The organism is Pseudomonas koreensis, assembly GCF_012986595.1.
Taxonomy (GTDB): domain Bacteria; phylum Pseudomonadota; class Gammaproteobacteria; order Pseudomonadales; family Pseudomonadaceae; genus Aquipseudomonas; species Aquipseudomonas koreensis.
Map to the genome: position 1 here is coordinate 429,263 of NZ_JAAQYM010000004.1, position 16,796 is coordinate 446,058.

Genomic DNA, 16,796 nt, shown 5'->3' on the forward strand with positions numbered 1-16,796 from the left:
AAGAGGACTCCCATGCGTCTTATCCGCATGCTGTTGCCAGTACTGGCACTGACCACGTTCACGGCCCACGCCGACGACAAGGACGTGGCACGTCTGACCCAATTGCTGGAAACATCGAAAACCCTGACCGCGAACTTTTCCCAGCTGACCCTGGACGGCAGTGGCACGCAGTTGCAGGAAACTCGCGGTGATATGGTCCTGCAGCGTCCAGGCCTGTTCTACTGGCATACCGAAGCGCCAAACGAGCAGACCATGGTCTCCGACGGCAAGAAAGTCACCCTGTGGGACCCGGATCTGGAGCAGGCAACCATCAAGAAACTCGACGAGCGTCTGACCCAGACCCCGGCGCTGCTGCTGTCCGGTGATGTGTCGAAGATCAGCCAGAGCTTCGAGATCAGTGCGAAAGAGGCGGGTGGTGTGATCGACTTCACCCTCAAGCCGAAGACCAAGGACACCCTGTTCGACAGCCTGCGCCTGTCGTTCCGCAACGGTCTGGTCAATGACATGCAACTGATCGACAGTGTCGGCCAGCGCACCAACATCCTGTTCACCGGGGTCAAGGCCAACGAAGCCGTGCCGGCGTCGAAGTTCAAGTTCGACATCCCGAAGGGTGCTGACGTTATCCAGGAATAAATCCCGGATCCCGGGTTGGGCTCTTGTGGCTTGGAGCTTTTGTGGCGGGGGAGCTTGCTCCCGCTGGGGCGCGGAGCGGCCCCGCTCTTGAATCAAAAGCGGGGACTGCTCCGCAGTCCAGCGGGAGCAAGCTCCCTCGCCACAGGTATTCCAACAGGTTTCAGAAAATCAGAGGTTTCAACGCTACGTGATGGATCTGTTTCGCAGTGCACCGATTGCCCAGCCACTGGCCGCGCGTTTGCGTGCGACCAATCTGGATGAGTACGTCGGTCAGGAGCACGTGCTCGCTCGCGGCAAGCCTCTGCGTGAGGCGCTGGAGCAGGGTGCCCTGCATTCGATGATCTTCTGGGGCCCGCCGGGTGTGGGCAAGACCACCCTGGCGCGGTTGCTCGCGGAAGTCTCGGATGCGCACTTCGAAACGGTCTCGGCGGTCCTCGCCGGGGTCAAGGAGATCCGTCAGGCGGTTGAAATCGCCAAGCAGCAGGCCGGCCAGTACGGCAAGCGCACGATTCTCTTTGTCGATGAAGTGCACCGCTTCAACAAATCCCAGCAGGATGCGTTCCTGCCGTATGTGGAAGATGGCACGCTGATTTTTATCGGCGCCACCACCGAAAACCCCTCGTTCGAACTCAACAACGCCCTGTTGTCGCGGGCCCGCGTGTATGTGCTGAAAAGCCTCGACGAAGCGGCGCTGCGCAAACTGGTGCACCGTGCACTCACTGAAGAGCGCGGGCTGGGCAAGCGCAACCTGACGTTGAACGACGAAGGCTTCCAGATGCTGCTGTCCGCCGCCGACGGCGATGGTCGACGGCTGCTCAACCTGCTGGAAAATGCCTCGGACCTCGCCGAAGACAACAGCGAGATCGGCACCGAGCTGCTGCAAAGCCTGCTCGGCGACACCCGTCGGCGCTTCGACAAGGGCGGCGAAGCGTTCTACGACCAGATATCGGCGCTGCACAAATCGGTACGCGGTTCCAACCCCGATGGTGCGCTGTACTGGTTCGCGCGGATGATCGACGGCGGTTGCGATCCGCTGTACCTGGCCCGGCGCGTGGTGCGCATGGCCAGCGAAGACATCGGCAACGCCGACCCGCGTGCGCTGAGCCTGTGTCTGGCAGCGTGGGAAGTGCAGGAGCGGCTCGGCAGTCCGGAAGGCGAGTTGGCGGTGGCCCAGGCCATCACCTATCTGGCCTGCGCGCCGAAAAGCAACGCGGTGTACATGGGCTTCAAGACCGCCCTGCGCGCTGCCGCCGAAAACGGCTCGCTGGAAGTGCCGCTGCACCTGCGCAACGCCCCGACCAAGCTGATGAAACAATTGGGTTACGGCGACGAATACCGTTATGCCCACGACGAGCCGGATGCCTATGCCGCTGGCGAAGATTATTTCCCGGAAGAGCTTGAGCCGATCCCGTTCTATCAACCGGTGCCCCGTGGCCTGGAATTGAAGATTGGCGAGAAGCTCAATCACCTTGCGCAACTCGACCGTTTAAGCCCAAGACAGCGGAGAAAATAGTGCTTCCATTGATCATTGCAGTCTCCGCCGGCGGTATCGCCGGCACCCTGTTGCGCTTCGCCACGGCCAATTGGGTCACGGCCAATTGGCCGCGGCACTTCTATACCGCGACGCTGGCCGTTAATATCGTGGGCTGTCTGCTGATTGGCGTGTTGTACGGCCTGTTTTTGATACGCCCGGAGGTGCCGATCGAGGTGCGCGCCGGGTTGATCGTCGGCTTCCTCGGGGGGCTGACGACTTTTTCATCCTTTTCACTGGATACGGTGCGCCTGCTGGAAAGCGGGCAAGTGCCGCTGGCCCTGGGCTATGCGGCACTCAGCGTATTCGGCGGGCTGCTCGCGACGTGGGCCGGCCTGTCTTTGACCAAACTTTGATAACGAGAAACCGACATGCTCGATTCCAAACTGTTACGTAGCAACCTTCAGGACGTAGCGGACCGCCTGGCTTCCCGTGGCTTTGCCCTGGATACCGCGCGCATCGAAGCGCTGGAAGAACAGCGCAAGACCGTCCAGACCCGCACCGAAGCACTGCAGGCTGAGCGTAACGCGCGTTCCAAGTCCATCGGTCAGGCCAAGCAGCGCGGCGAAGACATTGCGCCGCTGATGGCGGACGTCGAGCGCATGGCGGGCGAGCTGAGTGCCGGTAAAGTCGAGCTGGACGCGATCCAGACCGAACTGGACTCGATCCTGCTGGGTATCCCGAACCTGCCGCATGAATCGGTGCCGGTTGGCGAAGACGAAGACGGCAACGTCGAAGTGCGCCGCTGGGGCACGCCGACCGCGTTCGACTTCGAGGTCAAGGACCACGTCGCCCTGGGCGAGAAGTTCGGCTGGCTGGATTTCGAAACCGCCGCCAAGCTGTCCGGCGCACGTTTCGCCCTGCTGCGTGGCCCGATTGCCCGTCTGCACCGCGCTCTGGCGCAGTTCATGATCAACCTGCACGTCAACGAGCACGGCTACGAAGAGGCCTACACGCCTTATCTGGTTCAGGCCCCGGCGCTGCAAGGCACCGGTCAACTGCCAAAGTTCGAGGAAGACCTGTTCAAGATCGCTCGCGAAGGCGAAGCCGATCTGTACCTGATCCCGACCGCCGAAGTGTCGCTGACCAACATCGTGGCCGGTGAAATCGTCGATTCGAAACTGCTGCCGATCAAGTTCGTCGCCCACACCCCGTGCTTCCGCAGCGAAGCCGGCGCATCGGGCCGTGACACTCGCGGCATGATCCGTCAGCACCAGTTCGACAAGGTTGAAATGGTCCAGATCGTCGAGCCTTCGACGTCGATGGAAGCGCTGGAAAGCCTGACCGCCAACGCCGAGAAAGTCCTGCAACTGCTGGGCCTGCCTTACCGCACTCTGGCGCTGTGCACCGGCGACATGGGCTTCAGCGCCGTGAAGACCTACGACCTTGAAGTGTGGATTCCGAGCCAGGACAAATACCGCGAGATCTCGTCGTGCTCCAACTGCGGCGACTTCCAGGCCCGCCGCATGCAGGCGCGTTTCCGCAACCCGGAAACCGGCAAGCCTGAACTGGTGCACACCCTCAACGGTTCGGGTCTGGCCGTCGGCCGTACCCTGGTGGCCGTGCTGGAAAACTACCAGCAGGCCGACGGCTCGATCCGCGTTCCGGACGTGCTGAAGCCTTACATGGGTGGCCTTGAGGTCATCGGCTAAATGAAATATCTGCCGCTGTTTCACAACCTGCGCGGCAGTCGTGTGTTGGTCGTCGGTGGGGGGGAAATTGCCTTGCGCAAATCCCGCCTGCTGGCCGATGCCGGTGCGCTGCTGCGGGTGGTCGCACCTGAAATCGAAAGCCAATTGCGTGAACTGGTCACCGCCAGCGGTGGCGAGTGCCTGCTACGCGGTTACGTGGAAGCGGACCTGGACGGTTGCGGGCTGATCATTGCCGCCACCGACGATGAAGCGCTGAATGCGCAAGTTTCCAGCGATGCTCATCGGCGTTGCGTACCGGTCAACGTGGTGGACGCGCCGCAATTGTGCAGCGTGATCTTCCCGGCGATTGTCGACCGTTCGCCACTGATCATCGCGGTGTCCAGCGGCGGCGATGCGCCGGTGCTGGCGCGGCTGATTCGCGCCAAGATCGAAACCTGGATTCCTTCGACCTACGGCCAACTGGCCGGACTGGCTGCGCGTTTCCGCAATCAGGTGAAAAACCTGTTTCCGGACGTGCAGCAACGTCGCGGGTTCTGGGAAGACGTGTTTCAAGGCCCGATTGCCGATCGGCAACTGGCCGGGCAGGGTGCCGAGGCCGAACGTCTGCTGCAAGCCAAGATCGATGGCGAAGCGGACATCACCACCGGTGAGGTGTACCTGGTGGGCGCCGGGCCGGGCGATCCGGATCTGCTGACCTTCCGCGCCTTGCGCCTGATGCAACAAGCCGACGTGGTGCTGTATGACCGCTTGGTCGCTCCGGCGATTATTGAGCTGTGCCGTCGCGACGCCGAACGGATCTACGTCGGCAAGCGTCGCGCCGATCACGCGGTGCCGCAGGATCAGATCAACCAGCAACTGGTGGATCTGGCCAAGGCCGGCAAGCGTGTGGTGCGGTTGAAGGGCGGTGATCCGTTTATCTTCGGTCGCGGCGGTGAAGAGATCGAAGAGCTGGCGGCCCATGGCATTCCATTTCAGGTGGTGCCGGGGATCACGGCGGCCAGCGGTTGCGCGGCGTACGCCGGGATTCCGTTGACCCATCGCGATTACGCGCAGTCAGTGCGGTTTGTCACCGGGCACCTGAAGGACGGTTCCACCGATCTGCCATGGGCCGACCTCGTCGCTCCGGCGCAGACGCTGGTGTTCTACATGGGCCTGGTCGGTCTGCCGAGCATTTGCGAACAGTTGATCAAGCATGGACGTGCAGCCGATACCCCGGCGGCGTTGATCCAGCAGGGCACCACGGTCAATCAGCGGGTTTTTACTGGCACGCTGGCCGACCTGCCACGCCTGGTGGCGGAGCATGAAGTGCATGCGCCGACATTGGTGATCGTCGGTGAAGTGGTGCAACTGCGCGAGAAACTGGCGTGGTTCGAGGGCGCTCAGGCGCAAGTGTGAGTCAAAGCAAAAAGATCGCAGCCTGCGGCAGCTCCTACATGAGAATGCGTTCCCTGTAGGAGCTGCCGAAGGCTGCGATCTTTTGCTGTTGACTGTTATCCCCGCTGCCAAACCCCTTTTCCGCTCAGCCGCGCCCGATCATGCGCCACAGTAAAATCCTGCGCCGGTCCCTTCGGCACAACCCCTGTCGGATTGATGGTCTTGTGACTGCCGTAGTAGTGGTTTTTGATGTGCTGAAAATCCACCGTCTCGGCGATCCCCGGCCACTGATACAGCTCGCGCAGCCAGTTCGACAGATTCGGGTAATCGGCAATCCGCCGCAGGTTGCACTTGAAGTGGCCGTGGTACACCGCATCAAAACGAATCATCGTGGTGAACAAACGGATGTCTGCTTCCGTCAGGTGCTCACCCGACAAGTAGCGATTGGCGCCCAGCACCTGCTCCAGGTGATCGAGTTCGGCAAACACCTCATCGAACGCCTCTTCGTAAGCCTGCTGCGACGTCGCAAAGCCGGCGCGATACACGCCATTGTTCACCGCCGGATAGATCCGCTCGTTCAGCGCGTCGATCTCACCGCGTAGCGGTGCCGGGTAGAAGTCCAGCTCGTTGCCGGTCAGGCCATCGAAGGCGCTGTTGAACATGCGGATGATCTCCGCCGATTCATTGCTGACGATGCGCTTGAGCTTCTTGTCCCACAGCACCGGTACCGTGACGCGACCGGTGTAGTCCGGGGTGTCGGCGGTGTAGCGCTGGTGCATGAAGTCGAAGTGATCGAGCTTGTCGCCGGTCGAGCCGAGGGCCGTGTCGAAGGTCCAGCCGTTTTCCAGCATCAGCCAACTGACCACGGATACGTCGATCAGGCTTTCCAGGCCTTTGAGCTTGCGCAGGATCAGCGTGCGATGTGCCCACGGGCAAGCAAGCGACACATAGAGGTGATAGCGCCCGGCTTCGGCGGCAAAACCGCCTTCACCGCTCGGCCCGGGCCGGCCGTCAGCAGTGACCCAGTGGCGGCGCTGCGCCTGTTCGCGCTGGAACGCGCCGTCCTTGCTGCTTTCGTACCACTTGTCCTGCCAGTGGCCATCGACGAGTAAACCCATGATCCAGACTCCTGATTCCAATAAGCGTTGGAGCCGAGTCTATTCCGATGAGTTCGAACAAAAAGCGCAAAGATCGGGCGTCGATGATCGGTTAAATCGATTTGTTCCGCGCGGCCCAGTATTGCTCGGCGGTGGCGAACGCTTGTTCACGACTTTGACCGAGACCGCGCAGGGCCAGGGCCATGGTCGAGATCAAGGCCATGTGCGGATAGCTGTCGACCACCTCGCCGCGCCACACAGCCTTGAGATGTTCAACGTCCAGCGTGGCCGGTTTGACGTGGCGCTGGCTCGACAGCTGCGGCCACTCCTCGTCCCAACTCTCGCCGCCGGCGGTGCCGTACAGGTGACTGTCGGCATCCGGGTTGATCTCGATTTCGCCGCCATCGCCCTTGACCACGATCGCCGTATCACCGAGCAGGCCGCTGGCGTCGCGGTGCACCGCTTGATAACCCGGGTGGAAAATACTTTGCAGGCCACACCGTGCGCGCAGCGGGTTGAGAATCCGCGCCAGCGAATGGATCGGCGAGCGCAGGCCCATGGTGTTGCGCAGGTCGATCATCTTCTGCAATTGCGGCGCCCAGTCCATCAGCGGCATGAACGCCAGGCCACCGTTGTCCAGCGCACTGCCGACCTGCTGCCAGGTGCGGCACAGCGGAATGCTCAGCTCGCCGAGCAGTTGTTCGGTGTACAAGCGCCCGGCGGTGTGCGCGCCGCCGCCATGCATGAAAATCCGTACGCCGTTTTGCGCCAGGCACTTGGCTGCCAGCAGGTACCACGGCAGATGACGTTTCTTGCCGGCGTAGGTCGGCCAGTCCAGATCGACGTTGAGTGCCGGCGCCTGCAAGCGCTCGCGCAAGGCTTCGGTGAAACCGGCCATTTCCTCGGCGCTTTCCTCCTTGTGCCGCAACAGCATCAGGAACGCGCCGAGCTGGGTGTCTTCGACCTTGTCGTCGAGCACCATGCCCATCGCCTCCCGGGCCTCCTCGCGGGTCAGGTCGCGGGCGCCGCGCTTGCCCTTGCCGAGGATTCGCACGAATTGCGCGAACGGGTGTTCGGCGGGCGTTTCGAGGGTCAGCGCTGGAAAGTCGGTCATAAGCAATTCGTCGGTTTGGGCAGGCCCGCCAGTTTCGCGGCGAGTTTGGCAGGGGTGCCTTTGAACAGTCGGTTCAGGTGCTGGCTGTTGCCTTTCTCCGGGCCGAGTTTCAGTGCGGTGTACTTGACCAGCGGCCGGGTGGCCGGCGACAGCTGGAATTCGGCGTAGAAGCTGCGCAGCAGTTCGAGGACTGCCCAGTGTTCGGGCGTCAGTTCGATGCCTTCAGCAGCGGCGAGGGCGCTGGCGACGTCATGAGACCAGTCGTCGAGGTCGACCAGAAAGCCATCCTTGTCCAGTTCGATGGCGCGGGCGCCGACAGTCATCGCGTTCATAGCCAGCTGTTGACCTTGTCATGGTGGATCGACAGTTCGACAAAGGCCGGGTAATCGATGGCTTCGGCCCAGTCCAGCAGTTGCACGGCGCGCGCCTGCGCATCTTCGGCCAGGACGAACAGTTTCAGCTGACGGCTTTGCAGCGTGGTGAACGGAGCGGTGCCGGGTTGCAGGGCATACACCGCGTCACCGGATAGCAGCAAGGCGTCGGCAGCGCCGAGCACGCGCAGGCAACTGGTCAGGCGCTCGTCGCCGAACGGGGAATGAGACAACACATGCAAAGTCGACATCAGAGGGTGATCACCTGGTCGTAACGGTCAATAAGGGCGGTGATTTGTTCGGCGGCGAGCGGTTGCGCCTCGTCCAGCGACCGATTGCTCAGGCCCCGAGTGCTGGCGCTGTCGGCGCAATAAAACAGCTCTTCGACGCCGAACATCGGCAGCGCCTGCAGGTTGGCGCTCAAGTCTTTCTGCTGCAGGGCCTTGGCGTTTTGCCCGTCGGCGAGTTGCAGCACGCCATCATCGAGAAACAGCAGGCCGATCGGTAGATCGAAGGCGCCACCGGCCAGCACGATGTCCAGTGCTTCGCGGGCACCGGGGCCGGACCAAGGCGATTGGCGGCTTATGATCAACAGGGATTTGGCCATGTCACGCGCCTCCGAAACAGATCAGTCGATCGGCGTCCTGCACCGCATCGTGCAACTGGCCGAGGCCGGACAGTTCCCACGGCGCGCTGACCGACACCGCGTCACGCTGATAGCGCTTGGCTTCTTCGGCGTTCAGTGCACCACGGCGCAAGGCCGCGGCGATGCACACCACACCGTCCAGTTGCTGCTCGGTGATGAACGCACGCCATTGTTTGGGCAGGTCCAGTTCGTCCTGCGGAGTGACCACCGCGTCGGAGGCGTTGTAGACGCCATCCTGATAGAAAAACAGCCGGACAATCTCATGCCCCCCGGCCAGTGCCGCCTGCGCAAACAGCAGGGCACGGCGCGAGGAGGGCGCATGGGCGGCGGAAAACAGCGCAATGGCGAACTTCATGACGGACTCGATCAGCAAAACTGCGGCCATGATAAAGCTTTATCGGTGTAGCGGCGAAACCCAAGTTGCCTGAGTGCATGCCCCTGTAGGCGCTGTCGAGTGAAACGAGGCTGCGATCTTTTGATTCTGATCGTTGAAATCAACATCAAAAGATCGCAGCGTGCCGCAGCTCCTACGGTATGAAAGGCGTTTTCAACGAGGCATATAGCCCAGTTGCCAGCGCCGCGGAATGGTCAGCGACAGCACGCCCAACACCGCCGCCAGCAAGCCGCTGACGAACAAGGCCTTCAGCCCCAGATGATGTTCCAGCACTGCCCCCAGAATCGCGCCGATGAACATGCCGGTCCACGGTACCAGTTGCACCCGCCAGCCGTTCCGGCGTTCGCCGAGCATCCAGCGCCCCAGTCCACGACCGAACCGCGACAGCGCCCCGGTCACGTAAGTCAGGCCCACCGGCAGACCGTTCACTTCCTCGACCGCCGCGTTAAGCATGCCCATCGCGATGATCGCCGCCAGCAGCGCCGGCAGTTGCGTGTCCGAGGGCCAGGCGGCCGCCGCGCAGAGCAGGGTGGCGATGCACAGCAATAGCGGCAGGGTGCGCCGCCCGCCCAGGCGCCCGATCACAATCCCCAAGGCATTACCGATCACGAATGTGACGACGAGGATGACCAGGCGCAACGTCAGCCCGAGATCGCCGTCACTGATGGCCACCGCCAGGCGCGTGGTGTTGCCGCTCATGAACGAGACGAAGTCGCCACTGGCCATGAAGCCGATGGCGTCGGTCATGCCCGCGAGCACCGACAGGCTGGCCACTAATGCCAGACCGATGCGCCCGCGCCATTTCTGCCGATGCAGATGACCGGAAGTGGCGCGGTGAGTCGAGGTGGAAGGCAGCATCGGCGGCGATATCCTTGAGTGGCGGTTACGGTTCCAGCCCGTACAGGTCGCAATAATCCGCCCAGCTCAGGTGGGCCATTTCCGCCACCTCGCGATGCACCTCCATGCGCTGGGCCTGATAGTCCTCGGGCGTTGCCGCCGTGAGCAGCAAGGTCAACTCCCAGGCAAACAGGCCCTGGTTCTCCGCCTCGGCCTCGAAGGCTTCGTGCAGGCGTTCTTCGCGATACTGCGCTGCGGTTTCACCCTTGGCCTGGGCCAGCAGCGGATTGAGATGATCGAGGGTTTCGCGCAGTTCGGGACGCGCGTCGAGAAACAGTTTCAGGGCCTGTTCGTGTCGCTGGTCGGTGGGCGCCATGTGCGTTCCTTTGTGAGGCTGATGTCCGTAGGGTGCCGCAGCAGACCGTGCCTGTCGCGCTATAAATGCAGTAAAGCAGAACGATTTTGCCTGCCGCGATGATACAGTCCGCTTTTTTCTGAATGAGCGAATGCAATGCGAATTCTGATGGTAGCGCTAGCCGCAACCGTGCTGGCTGGCTGCGCGGGTTCGGTGATGGACGATTCTCGCACCAAAGCCCCGTACAAAGTCCTGACCTCGGACAAACCCGAGAAAGTCGTGGCCCAGTGCGTGCAATTCGCCTGGCAGGACGAGGCGGTGTTTGGCGTGGACGCCGGGGCGTATCTGCAACCGGGCAAGAAGGGCGGCTCGACGGTGTATACGCGTTCGGCGGAATCGTTTGTCGACGTGACCAGCGATGCCTCGGGCACGGTGCTCAATTACTACGTGCAGAAGGATGATTTTGTCGCCAAGCGGCGGTTGGCGGGGTTGGCGACCTGCCTCTGATCATGCGTTGACGCGGCTGCCGCCATCGCGAGCAGGCTCACTCCTATACAAATCCAGTGGAGGAGTGAGCCTGCTCGCGATAGGGCCAGTGCGTTCAACCGATCAAACGCTTCTGGAAATAATGGCGGCGATGCCCCGGCGGGTAATCCATAATCTCGCCAAACTGGCTGAATCCCAGCTTCTTGTAAAACTCCGGCGCCTGAAAATCGAAGGTGTCCAGCCAGATACCCAGGCAGTTCTTCTCTCTGGCCAGATTTTCCGCCATGGCCATCAGTTCCGAGCCGATGCGTTGTCCGCGACCCTGTTCCGGTACGCAGAGCAACTCGATGTACATCCAGGTAAAAATCACCCGGCCGTACAGACCGCCGAGAATCGCGTCCTGCTCATCGCGCACCAGCAGGGCGAACGGTTCCGAAATGCTGCCACCGGTCTTTGCATCGTTATACGCAATCAAAGGCTCGAGAATGGCCTTGCGTTGTTCTTCCGTAGGGTTCTTCGACAGCTCGATTCGCAACGTCATGCGTAACTTCCTTGTGAGGTGAGCCCGCAGCCTATCCTGCTTGGGGGGCGTCTTCCAAGTCCCCGCACATCCCTCTGGAACCGCCGCTGTCGTGCTGGGGTCTAGCGTTTACAGCGTCATTTCGAACGCGGTTGATGAGGACCCCCCATGAATATTTTCGAAGCCCTTCGCGAAAGCCACGACCGCCAGCGCAGTTACGCCAAGGCCCTGGTCGAAACCAGCGGCGACACCCCGGAGCGGGTTGAAGCCTACAAGCAGCTCAAGGCCGAACTGCAGGCCCACGAAACCGCTGAAGAGCGCCACTTCTACATCCCGTTGATGGAGTTCGACAACGGCGTCGACCTGAGTCGCCACGCGATCTCGGAACACCACGAGATGGACGAGATGATGGAAGAACTGGACGAGACCGAGATGTCCAGCCCGGCGTGGCTGGCAACGGCGAAGAAACTCTCGGACAAAGTCCATCACCACCTCAAGGAAGAAGAGCAGAAGTTCTTCCAGATGGCTGGCAAGTTGCTCGACGACAAACAAAAGGAGCAACTGGCCGGCCAGTACGAAAAGGAATATCAGGCACAGTTGCCATAAGCGATGAATGCCGGTGTTTGCAGCGTCCGTGTGTAGGCCTTTAGCCATGCGTCGGGTCGGTTTTGTCGCAATATACTGTATATGCATCCAGTGTTTTCGGCCTTTTCTCTCAACGAGAGCGGATGCCTGCGACAAAACCGCCGATGGACAAAAAAACCACCTCCGTTAGCTTGAAGGCCTCTCCTCGTACAGGAGAGTACTTAAATCAACGGAGTGAAAAACATGAATCAACCACAAGCTCAAACCTCACTGCGACACGGTCGCGTCACCTCTCCAGCCAGCCGCGGTGCGGTAGCCATCGAGCAAGGATTGCTCGGTGCCTGGCAGGTCAACGAAATGGAAGGGGGCAAGAATTTCCCGGCGCTGACGGCAGGGCCTTTTCCTGCTCCCTATGGCAGCGACAGTGACAGCGTCACGCCGCCCGGCGATGGTTTCATTCTCAGCGGTGGCAAGACCGATGCCCGAGACTGTGTGAACTTCACCGACGAGGAAATGAGCAAAAAGCTCAACCGTCCTTTCAACTGGCCCTTGCTCAGCGTCACCCCGGGCCAGACGCTGGAAGTGAAGTGGGAATACACCGCGCCGCACACCACCCGCGGCTACCGCTGGATGATCACCAAGGATGGCTGGGATCCGAAGCAGCGTATTTCCCGCGCACAGCTCGAGGCGCAGCCTTTCGCCGAAGACTTCTACACTCAAGTGCCGTATTACAGCTATCCGGGGGAATTGAAGGCCAAGGTCAATCATTCGGTGAAATTGCCGGCCAATAAAAAGGGCCGTCACGTCATCGTGCTGATGTGGATCGTGGCCAACACCGGCAACGCGTTCTATCAGGCGTTCGACGTCGATTTCAAATAACGGCACAACGCCAAACCCACAAGTTCTGAAGGATTAGAACATGGCAAATATCGACTTCACACTCGTGCAAAACCAGGCAGCCGATGCGGCTTCGCTGATGCCCAGCATCGCCGGCAAGAAGATCCTCATGGGTTTCTGGCACAACTGGCCGGCCGGCCCCAGTGACGGCTACCGTCAGGGCCGGTTCGCGGAAATCGCTCTGGAGGCGGTGCCCAAGGAATACAACGTGGTCGCGGTGGCGTTCATGAAGGGCAGCGGTATTCCCACCTTCAAGCCGTTCAACGTGTCCGATGCCGAGTTCCGCCGCCAGGTTGGCGTGCTCAACAGCCAGGGGCGGGCGGTGTTGCTGTCCCTGGGCGGTGCCGATGCGCACATCGAGTTGCGTGCCGGGCAGGAACAACCGCTGGCCAATGAGATCATCCGTCTGGTGGAAACCTACGGGTTTGATGGGCTGGACATCGATCTTGAACAGAGCGCGATTGATTTCGCTGCCAACAAGACCGTGCTGCCGGCCGCACTGAAACTGGTCAAGGATCACTACGCCGGCCAAGGCAAGCACTTCATCATCAGCATGGCCCCGGAGTTTCCGTACCTGACCAGCACCGGCAAATACGTTGGTTACCTGCAGGCGCTGGAAGGCTATTACGACTTCATCGCCCCGCAGTTCTATAACCAGGGTGGCGACGGGGTCTGGGTGCCGGAGGCCAATAACGGCAACGGCGCCTGGATCGCGCAGAACAACGACGCGCTGAAAGAGGACTTCCTCTACTACCTGACCGAAAGTCTAGTGACCGGTACTCGGGGCTTCACCAAGATCCCGGCGGACAAATTCGTCATCGGCCTGCCGACCAACGTTGACGCCGCCGCCACCGGTTACGTGATTGACAGCACGGCAGTGGGCAATGCGCTCAAGCGCCTGGCGATCAAAGGGCTGGCGATCAAGGGCCTGATGACCTGGTCGGTGAACTGGGACAACGGTGTCAGCAAAGACCGCGTGCCGTACAACTGGGAGTTCAGTCGACGGTATGGACCGCTGATTCACGGCGTACGAACAGCGGCGCAGGAGACGGATGAGGCGTTGTCGCGCCTCGCCCGTTAAACGCAAATGAAGAAGCCCGGTAGCGCTGCCGGGCTTTTTTTGTGGGCGCGTTTATTCGAACATGGGTACTTTCCGATGAAAAAAAGGAACAGGCGTCATGACCAAGACCGCCGAGCGGGTCAACATTGTCGACACTCAGGTGTTGTCCCACGACTGGTACCTGTTGCAGAAAATCACCTTTGACTACCTGCGCAACAATGGCGACTGGCAGCGGCAAACGCGCGAGGTCTACGACCGTGGCAATGGCGCGGCGATCCTGTTGTTCAACCGCGAGAAGCGCACGGTGGTGCTGACTCGCCAATTCCGTTTGCCGGTGTTCGTCAACGGCCACGACGGCTTATTGATCGAAGTGGCGGCGGGACTGCTCGAGGGTGCTGCACCGGAGCAGCGCATCCGCGACGAGGCCGAAGAAGAAACCGGTTACCGCGTGCACGACGTGAAGAAAGTGTTCGAGGCCTACATGAGCCCCGGCTCGGTGACCGAGAAACTGCACTTCTTCATTGCCGAGTACGACGCCAAGTCAAAGGTCAGTGAGGGCGGAGGCCTGGAGGAGGAAACCGAGGAACTGGAAGTGCTGGAGTGGGGCTTCGATGACGCCTTGGCGGCGTTCGAGCGCGGCGAGATCTGCGACGCCAAGACCATCATGCTGTTGCAGTATGCGGCGATGAATAACCTGTTTGCCCGATAAAGCAAAGATCGCAGCCTGCGGCAGCTCCTACATTGAAATACGTTTCACCTGTAGGAGCTGCCGCAGGCTGCGATCTTTTGATCTGCTAAAACAACTCCCCAGTCCTGCCCACCGCCGACCAGTTACCACCCTCCAGCACCAGCAACCGCTCTTTTGCCTCAAGCCCACCCGCAAACCCGGTCAACTTCCCCGAAGCGCCAATCACCCGATGACACGGCGCCACAATCGAAATCGGATTGCGCCCATTCGCCGCCCCCACTGCACGCACGGCCGCTGGGTTGCCAATCTGTTCGGCGATCTGGCGGTAGGTGCGGGTTTCGCCAAACGGGATGGTCAGCAGTGCCGCCCAGACCTTTTTCTGGAAGTCGGTGCCGACGAAATCCAGTTCCAGATCGAAGCGATCGCGATGGCCGGCGAAATATTCCTGCAGCTGTCGAGCGGCGTTCTGCAGCAGTGGATTGTCCGGCGCTTGCGTCATCGGCCCGAGGCGCACCCGGCCCGGTTTGTCGTTTTCCCAGAGGATGGCCGCCAGTCGTGCGCCGTTCGCAACCAGCTTCAATTCGCCTACGGGTGAGGGCAGGGTGATGAACGTGTAGGGCATGGGGCAGAGCTCCGGATCGGCACGGCGAGAGCGCCCAGCATACTGCCTGATCCGGGAGGCGCAAATCGCAATAGCGACCATACTGCTTGTTGCTTTTGAAGCGTTCCCCTCTGTTTGCACAGACCCTGAAAACAAAAAAAAGAGATCGACTCATGAAGTACGAACCTTTGGCCAAAACGCTGATTGCGACGTCACTGGCACTGAGCTGCCTCATGGCCCATGCCGCGTCGGTGGCACCGGTGGCCGCCGAAAACGGCATGGTGGTCACCGCCCAACATCTGGCTTCCCACGTCGGCGTGGATGTGTTGAAAAGCGGCGGTAACGCCGTGGATGCCGCGGTGGCCGTGGGCTATGCGCTGGCGGTGGTGTATCCCGCGGCCGGGAACCTGGGGGGTGGCGGTTTCATGACCATTCAACTGGCGGACGGGCGCAAGACCTTTCTCGACTTCCGCGAAAAAGCCCCCTTGGCGGCAACAGCCAATATGTACCTGGACAAGGATGGCAATGTCGTCCCGGACCTGAGCACCCGTGGCCACCTCGCCGTGGCAGTACCGGGCACCGTGTCGGGCATGGAGCTGGCGCTGAGCAAGTACGGCACCAAGCCGCGCAAGGAGATGATCGCGCCGGCGATCAAACTGGCTGAAGACGGTTTCGAACTGGAGCAGGGCGACGTCGATCTGCTGGACTACGCCACCGATGTGTTCAAGAAGGACATGCGTGATTCCGGGTCGATCTTCCTGCACAACGGCGAACCGCTGCAGGTCGGGCAGAAACTGGTGCAGAAGGATCTGGCGAAAACCCTGCGCACCATCTCGGACAAGGGCGCCGACGGCTTCTATAAAGGCTGGGTCGCTGACGCCATCGTCACCTCCAGTCAGGCCAACAAGGGCATCATCACCCAGGCCGACCTCGACAAATACAAGACCCGCGAACTGGCCCCGGTGGAGTGCGACTACCGTGGCTACCACGTGGTCTCGGCGCCACCGCCAAGCTCCGGCGGGGTGGTGATCTGCGAGATCATGAACATCCTCGAAGGTTATCCGATGAAGGATCTGGGCTTCCATTCGGCTCAGGGCATGCACTACCAGATCGAAGCGATGCGCCACGCCTACGTGGACCGCAACAGCTATCTGGGCGACCCGGACTTCGTCAAGAACCCGATCGAGCACCTGCTGGACAAGAACTACGCGACCACGCTGCGCAACGCGATCCAGCCACAGAAGGCCGGCATCTCCGCTGAGCTGAAACCCGGCGTTGCGCCACATGAAGGCAACAACACCACGCACTACTCGATCGTCGACAAGTGGGGCAACGCGGTGTCGGTGACCTACACCCTCAACGACTGGTTCGGTGCCGGCGTGATGGCGAGCAAGACCGGGGTGATCCTCAACGACGAGATGGACGACTTCACCTCCAAGGTTGGCGTGCCGAACATGTACGGTCTGGTACAGGGTGAGGCCAACGCCATCGCCCCGGGCAAAACCCCGCTGTCGTCGATGAGCCCGACCATTGTCACCAAGGATGGCAAAGTGGTGATGGTGGTGGGCACGCCGGGTGGCAGCCGGATCATCACCGCGACCTTGCTGACCATGCTCAACGTCATCGACTACGGCATGGGCCTGCAGGAAGCGGTCGACGCGCCACGCTTCCACCAGCAATGGATGCCGGAGGAAACCAACCTCGAAGACTTCGCCGTCAGCCCTGATACGAAGAAAATTCTCGAGAGCTGGGGCCACAAGTTTGCCGGGCCGCAGGACGCCAACCACATCGCGGCGATCCTGGTCGGCGCGCCGTCGCTGGGTGGTAAGCCGGTGGGCAAGAACCGCTTCTACGGCGCCAACGATCCTCGGCGCAACACCGGGTTGTCATTGGGGTATTGAGCAGCGTAAAAGGGGGGCGGGTGCAGGTCCGCCCCTGTCTCAAGGATCGATCAA

The 16,796-nt window shown here is 61.2% G+C and carries 20 protein-coding genes and 1 pseudogene; 11 read left to right on the top strand and 10 right to left on the bottom strand.

Annotated elements, in window-relative coordinates:
• The first annotated feature begins 12 nt into the window (after positions 1-12).
• The 5 genes from lolA (at position 13) to cysG (ending at position 5,211) form a co-directional block, all read left to right on the top strand.
• Positions 13-633 (top strand): outer membrane lipoprotein periplasmic chaperone LolA, encoded by a 621-nt coding sequence (lolA, locus tag HBN98_RS14860; RefSeq protein ID WP_083366297.1) that lies wholly within the window; start codon positions 13-15, stop codon positions 631-633.
• A gap of 190 nt (positions 634-823) precedes the next feature.
• Entirely contained in the window at positions 824-2,146 is a 1,323-nt protein-coding gene (locus HBN98_RS14865) for a replication-associated recombination protein A (RefSeq protein WP_064587012.1), read from the top strand.
• Complete coding sequence (gene crcB, locus HBN98_RS14870) at positions 2,146-2,520, top strand: fluoride efflux transporter CrcB (protein ID WP_083366296.1); 375 nt, start codon at positions 2,146-2,148, stop codon at positions 2,518-2,520. The genes HBN98_RS14865 and crcB overlap by 1 nt, the downstream gene beginning before the upstream one ends.
• A gap of 15 nt (positions 2,521-2,535) precedes the next feature.
• Complete coding sequence (gene serS / locus HBN98_RS14875) at positions 2,536-3,816, top strand: serine--tRNA ligase (protein WP_083366295.1); 1,281 nt, start codon at positions 2,536-2,538, stop codon at positions 3,814-3,816.
• Positions 3,817-5,211, top strand: a complete 1,395-nt coding sequence (gene cysG, locus HBN98_RS14880) for a siroheme synthase CysG (protein WP_064587015.1) — start codon at positions 3,817-3,819, stop codon at positions 5,209-5,211. It abuts the gene before it with no gap.
• Positions 5,212-5,306: 95 nt separating this feature from the next.
• Here cysG and HBN98_RS14885 read toward each other — a convergent pair whose 3' ends face one another.
• The 8 genes from HBN98_RS14885 to HBN98_RS14920 all read right to left on the bottom strand — a co-directional run bounded on the left by HBN98_RS14885 (position 5,307) and on the right by HBN98_RS14920 (position 10,025).
• Positions 5,307-6,308 carry a glutathione S-transferase family protein gene (locus HBN98_RS14885; protein WP_083366294.1) on the bottom strand — a complete coding sequence of 334 codons (1,002 nt, stop codon included), beginning with the start codon at positions 6,306-6,308 and terminating at the stop codon, positions 5,307-5,309.
• 91 nt (positions 6,309-6,399) lie between these two features.
• Positions 6,400-7,401, bottom strand: coding sequence for a glycosyl transferase family protein (locus tag HBN98_RS14890; RefSeq protein ID WP_083366293.1), 1,002 nt, complete (start codon positions 7,399-7,401; stop codon positions 6,400-6,402).
• Positions 7,398-7,733, bottom strand: coding sequence for a TusE/DsrC/DsvC family sulfur relay protein (locus tag HBN98_RS14895; RefSeq protein WP_083366292.1), 336 nt, complete (start codon positions 7,731-7,733; stop codon positions 7,398-7,400). The genes HBN98_RS14890 and HBN98_RS14895 overlap by 4 nt, the downstream gene beginning before the upstream one ends.
• Positions 7,730-8,023 carry a sulfurtransferase complex subunit TusB gene (gene tusB, locus HBN98_RS14900; protein WP_083366291.1) on the bottom strand — a complete coding sequence of 98 codons (294 nt, stop codon included), beginning with the start codon at positions 8,021-8,023 and terminating at the stop codon, positions 7,730-7,732. Before tusB ends, HBN98_RS14895 begins: the two co-directional genes overlap by 4 nt.
• Positions 8,023-8,379: a sulfurtransferase complex subunit TusC gene (gene tusC, locus HBN98_RS14905; RefSeq protein ID WP_083366290.1), complete on the bottom strand. Its 357-nt coding sequence runs from the start codon at positions 8,377-8,379 to the stop codon at positions 8,023-8,025. The genes tusB and tusC overlap by 1 nt, the downstream gene beginning before the upstream one ends.
• Position 8,380: 1 nt before the next feature.
• The gene (gene tusD, locus HBN98_RS14910) at positions 8,381-8,773 is read right to left on the bottom strand and encodes a sulfurtransferase complex subunit TusD (protein ID WP_083369351.1); all 393 of its coding nucleotides are present in this window, start codon (positions 8,771-8,773) and stop codon (positions 8,381-8,383) included.
• 192 nt (positions 8,774-8,965) lie between these two features.
• A complete protein-coding gene (locus HBN98_RS14915; protein WP_083366289.1) occupies positions 8,966-9,670 on the bottom strand; it encodes a YoaK family protein in 705 nt (234 codons plus the stop codon).
• A gap of 25 nt (positions 9,671-9,695) precedes the next feature.
• Positions 9,696-10,025 (bottom strand): DUF6388 family protein, encoded by a 330-nt coding sequence (locus tag HBN98_RS14920; RefSeq protein ID WP_083366288.1) that lies wholly within the window; start codon positions 10,023-10,025, stop codon positions 9,696-9,698.
• Positions 10,026-10,160: 135 nt separating this feature from the next.
• On the opposite strand from HBN98_RS14920, the gene HBN98_RS14925 reads away from it, so the two are divergent.
• Positions 10,161-10,511 carry a hypothetical protein gene (locus tag HBN98_RS14925; protein WP_041074236.1) on the top strand — a complete coding sequence of 117 codons (351 nt, stop codon included), beginning with the start codon at positions 10,161-10,163 and terminating at the stop codon, positions 10,509-10,511.
• Positions 10,512-10,605: 94 nt separating this feature from the next.
• On the opposite strand, the gene HBN98_RS14930 is transcribed toward HBN98_RS14925, so the two are convergent.
• Positions 10,606-11,031: a GNAT family N-acetyltransferase gene (locus HBN98_RS14930; protein ID WP_083366287.1), complete on the bottom strand. Its 426-nt coding sequence runs from the start codon at positions 11,029-11,031 to the stop codon at positions 10,606-10,608.
• Between the two features lie 147 nt (positions 11,032-11,178).
• Here HBN98_RS14930 and HBN98_RS14935 point away from each other — a divergent pair, with 147 nt between their 5' ends.
• The 4 genes and pseudogenes from HBN98_RS14935 to HBN98_RS14950 all read left to right on the top strand — a co-directional run bounded on the left by HBN98_RS14935 (position 11,179) and on the right by HBN98_RS14950 (position 14,261).
• Positions 11,179-11,616 carry a hemerythrin domain-containing protein gene (locus HBN98_RS14935; protein ID WP_027614687.1) on the top strand — a complete coding sequence of 146 codons (438 nt, stop codon included), beginning with the start codon at positions 11,179-11,181 and terminating at the stop codon, positions 11,614-11,616.
• Between the two features lie 222 nt (positions 11,617-11,838).
• Positions 11,839-12,474, top strand: a complete 636-nt coding sequence (locus tag HBN98_RS14940; protein ID WP_083366286.1) for a lytic polysaccharide monooxygenase auxiliary activity family 9 protein — start codon at positions 11,839-11,841, stop codon at positions 12,472-12,474.
• Positions 12,475-12,514: 40 nt separating this feature from the next.
• A pseudogene (locus HBN98_RS14945) lies at positions 12,515-13,516 on the top strand (chitinase); the annotation flags it as partial.
• Positions 13,517-13,670: 154 nt separating this feature from the next.
• On the top strand, positions 13,671-14,261 hold the full coding sequence (locus HBN98_RS14950) for an NUDIX domain-containing protein (RefSeq protein ID WP_083366284.1): 591 nt from the start codon (positions 13,671-13,673) through the stop codon (positions 14,259-14,261).
• A gap of 85 nt (positions 14,262-14,346) precedes the next feature.
• On the opposite strand, the gene HBN98_RS14955 is transcribed toward HBN98_RS14950, so the two are convergent.
• Positions 14,347-14,862 (bottom strand): methylated-DNA--[protein]-cysteine S-methyltransferase, encoded by a 516-nt coding sequence (locus HBN98_RS14955; RefSeq protein WP_083366283.1) that lies wholly within the window; start codon positions 14,860-14,862, stop codon positions 14,347-14,349.
• Positions 14,863-15,014: 152 nt separating this feature from the next.
• Here HBN98_RS14955 and ggt point away from each other — a divergent pair, with 152 nt between their 5' ends.
• The gene (ggt, locus tag HBN98_RS14960; RefSeq protein ID WP_083366282.1) at positions 15,015-16,742 is read left to right on the top strand and encodes a gamma-glutamyltransferase; all 1,728 of its coding nucleotides are present in this window, start codon (positions 15,015-15,017) and stop codon (positions 16,740-16,742) included.
• Positions 16,743-16,796 lie beyond the last annotated feature (54 nt).